This window comes from Candidatus Methylomirabilota bacterium (assembly GCA_036001065.1).
In the GTDB taxonomy this organism is placed as follows: domain Bacteria; phylum Methylomirabilota; class Methylomirabilia; order Rokubacteriales; family CSP1-6; genus MNEF01.
This window is the reverse complement of record DASYUQ010000154.1, coordinates 1-3,520: the sequence shown is the minus strand read 5'-3', so window position 1 is coordinate 3,520 and position 3,520 is coordinate 1. Positions and strand designations below refer to the sequence as shown.

The following is a 3,520-nucleotide window of genomic DNA, read 5'->3' as shown; positions in this document are numbered from 1 at the left end:
ATCGCCGAGGTCGATTGGGGCAGCGCGTTCGCCACGATCCATCCGAAGGCGATCTACCTGGTGGAGAGTGATCCCTACGAGGTCCAGGAGCTGCGCTTCCGCGAGGACGAGGAGAAGGTCGCCTACGTCAAGCGCGTGCGCGTCGATTACTTCACGGACGCGATCGGCGCGAAGGGCGTCTGGATCCTGCGGCGCCTCGACGACCGCCACCACACCGACTGGATCGCCGAGCAAGGCGAGGTCCTCGTGGCCGAGAAGGTGGTCGGCTTCAAGAAGATCAAGATGGGCACGCTCGAGAACGTCGGCTCCGGGGAGGTCGAGCTGCCGCAGCAGGAGATGCAGACGACGAGCGCGTGGATCACCGTGCCCGAGGACGCGCGGGGGCGGGTGAGTCCGTCGCGGGAGGAGCTGATCGACGGGCTGCGCGCGGTGACCTACCTGCTGCACCACCTGGCGCCGATCTTCCTGCTCTGCGACATCCGCGATCTCGGCTCGTGGCTGGGCGACACGACGCCCGCCGAGACGGGCGCGGTGGCCACGCGCGAGTCGACCAAGCGCCGGCTGATGAGCGCCGAGCGGTTCCACCCGACCATCTATCTCTACGACGCCCACGCCGGCGGCATCGGCCTGGCCGAGCGCGTGTTCGACGTGCTCCCCCTCCTGCTCCAGCGCGGCCGTGAGACGCTGGAGGCCTGTCCGTGCCGGTGGGGGTGCCCGTCGTGCGTGGGGCCGGTGAACGAAGTGGGCCGCCGCGCGAAAGCGACCGCGGCCAGTCTGCTGCGTGAACTCACCCGCTGACGCGCTCCGATGTGCCCCGGCGGCCGGGCCGCCGGCTGCGCACGACCACGCCTCCCGCGCGGGCACCCTCGACGAGCTGCGCCGGATCATCCGGCGGATCGAGAATTCCCGCCCGCCCCGTCCGGCCCCGGAACCCGTGGAGCGGGTCGTCGGTGGTGAGCTGGTGGAGACGGGCCAAGGGCCGCTGGTCGTCGTCCGCCGAGAATACCCGTTGTCACACCAGCACGGCAGCCTGGCGCTGGCGCACGCGCTCGATGTCTCGCCGTCGGTGCTCGAGCTGATCGCGCGGGCCGGAGAAGCCCCCGCCGACGCGCGCGGCCTGCTGTTTCTCGACACGGAGACCACGGGCCTGGCCGGCGGTACCGGGACCTACGCCTTTCTGGTCGGCGCCGGCTACGTGGAGGGCGACCGGTTCGTCGTCGTCCAGCACTTCATGCGGGACTTCGACGAGGAGCCGGCGCTGCTGGCGGCGCTCCATCCGCTCCTGGAGCGGGCCAGCGGGCTCGTCACCTTCAATGGGGCCGGCTTCGACGTGCCCCTGCTGGAGACGCGCTTCGTGCTGGCCCGGCGCCGCTGGCCGGGAACGCTGGCGCACGTCGACCTCCTGCGTCCGGCGCGGCGGGTGTGGTCGGCCTGCTTCCCGGACTGCCGCCTGACGACGCTCGAGCGCGAGGTGCTCGGTCTCATCCGCGACAACGACGTGCCCGGCGCGCTGATCCCCGCGCTCTACTTCGAGTTCCTGCGCTCCCGGAGCGCGGCGCCGCTGGCGCGTGTCTTCGCCCACAACTGTGACGACGTGCTGTCGCTGGCCGCCCTGCTCGGCTGGTTCACGCGCGCGCTCGACGGCGGGGCCGACCCCCCGCCGGGCGCGGGCGAGCTGGCGGGGCTCGGGCGGCTCTGGGAGCGTGCGGACCCCGAACGCAGCGTCGCCTGCTACCGTCAGGCGCTGGCCGCCGGCCTCGAAGGGCTCGACGGCCACCATGTGCGCCTGCGCCTGGCGCTCTGGGAAAAGCGCCGCGCTCGGTGGGAGGCCGCGTGCGCGCTGTGGCAGGCGGCGGCCGGCGCCGGCGGCGGCTTCGATCTACGTCCCTGGGAAGAGCTGGCGAAGTATCACGAGCACCGCCGCCGCGACATCGCGGCCGCGCGGTCGATCGTCGTGGAGGCCCTCGCGCTGGCCCGGGCTGCCGCTGCCTCGCCCCGCTTCTTCGACGCGCTCACGCATCGCCTGGCCCGCCTCGAGCGCCGGCTTGGGCTCGGGGGCCGTGTCAGTGGAGGAGCCGAAGCGCGCCTATCGCTCTCGCCCCGCCGCCTCTGAGTCCCGGGCTGGGCAGGCCCCGGCAGCGTTCCTACTCCGCCGGAAACGTGACGACGTGCAGCACGTGCGCCTCCGGGCGGACGCGCATACCGGTGGCGAAGGCGGTGGCCGACGGCTGCGAGGAGTGCACGCGGTGGCCCGAGGGCAGGCCTAGGCAGTAGAGGTTCTCGGAGCCGCGGAAGTAGCGGCGGAGGATGACGGCCTCACCGTGGGCGGCCGGCACGAAGGTGACGTCGTCGGGCCGGATCATGACCCTCACCTTCTCACCGAGCTCGCGCCCCTCCACGTTGCCGAAGACGCCGATCTCGGTGACGATCCCCTCCGAGGTGACGATGCCGGGCAGGAAGTCGGCGGCGCCGACGAACTCGGCCACGAACGGCGTCGCCGGGTGGTGGTAGATCGTCTCGGGGGGCGCCAGCTGCTCCAGGCGCCCCGCGTTCAGGACGCCGACGATGTCGGCGATCGTGAAGGCCTCCTCCTGGTCGTGCGTGACGAAGACCGCCGTGGTTCCGGTCCCTCGCAGCACTTTCTCGACCTCGTCGCGCATCTGGGCCCGCAGGTCGGCGTCGAGGTTCGAGAACGGCTCGTCCAGAAGGATGAGGGCGGGTGAGGGGGCCAGCGCCCGGGCCACGGCGACCCGCTGCTGCTGTCCGCCGCTGAGCTCGTGCGGGTAGCGGTGCGCGAACTCCACGAGGCCGACGAGGTCGAGCACGGCCAGCACGCGCTCGCTCCGCCGGTCGCGGGCAAGCGTGTGAAGCCCAAAGCCGACGTTCTCTTCGACGGTCAAGTGGGGAAACAGCGCGTAGTCCTGGAACACGATGCCGACGCCCCGCTCCTCGGGCGGCACGGAGATCCTCCGCTGGCCGTCGGCCATGACGCGCCCGGCGATGGCCACCTCCCCGTCGTCGGGCATCTCGAACCCGGCGATCAGGCGCAGCGTGGTCGTCTTGCCGCAGCCGGACGGGCCCAGCAGCGCCAGGATCTGGCCGCTCTCGACCATGAGCGTGAGGCCATCAACCGCCGGCGGCCGATCGCCGCCGAACCGCTTCGTGAGATGCGAGAGCGTGAGGACCGCCACTGCCGTCCATTCTTACACGGCTGGCACCCGATCACGGCACCGGGGTGATCGGTGGCTTTCCCTCGAGCACCGCCACGCAGTTGCGCACCGCGAGCGCCGCCATCGCCACCCGGGTGTCGTGGGAGGCGCTTGCGATGTGCGGGGCCACCACCACGTTCTTGAGCGGCAGGAGCGCCGGATGGATCTGGGGCTCCTCCTCGAAGACGTCGAGCCCGGCCCCCGCGATCCACCCCTCCCTCAGCGCGCGCGCCAGCGCCGCCTCGTCCACGATCGGGCCGCGGGCGGCGTTCACCAGGATGGCGGTCTTCTTCATCTTCCGGAGCGCCTGC

The 3,520-nt window shown here is 72.1% G+C and carries 4 protein-coding genes; 2 read left to right on the top strand and 2 right to left on the bottom strand.

Annotated elements, in window-relative coordinates; genetic code table 11:
- Nucleotides 1-798, top strand: a 798-nt coding sequence (locus tag VGV13_15185) for a Zn-binding domain-containing protein (GenBank protein ID HEV8642437.1), incomplete at its 5' end; no start/stop codon positions are given.
- Nucleotides 782-2,113, top strand: coding sequence for a ribonuclease H-like domain-containing protein (locus tag VGV13_15180; protein HEV8642436.1), 1,332 nt, complete (start codon nucleotides 782-784; stop codon nucleotides 2,111-2,113). The genes VGV13_15185 and VGV13_15180, both read left to right, overlap by 17 nt.
- Before the next feature lie 31 nt (nucleotides 2,114-2,144).
- Here the strand turns inward: VGV13_15180 and VGV13_15175 are convergent, their stop codons facing one another.
- A complete protein-coding gene (locus tag VGV13_15175; protein ID HEV8642435.1) occupies nucleotides 2,145-3,191 on the bottom strand; it encodes an ABC transporter ATP-binding protein in 1,047 nt (348 codons plus the stop codon).
- Nucleotides 3,192-3,222: 31 nt separating this feature from the next.
- Nucleotides 3,223-3,520, bottom strand: a 298-nt coding sequence (locus tag VGV13_15170) for an NAD(P)-dependent oxidoreductase (protein HEV8642434.1), incomplete at its 5' end; no start/stop codon positions are given.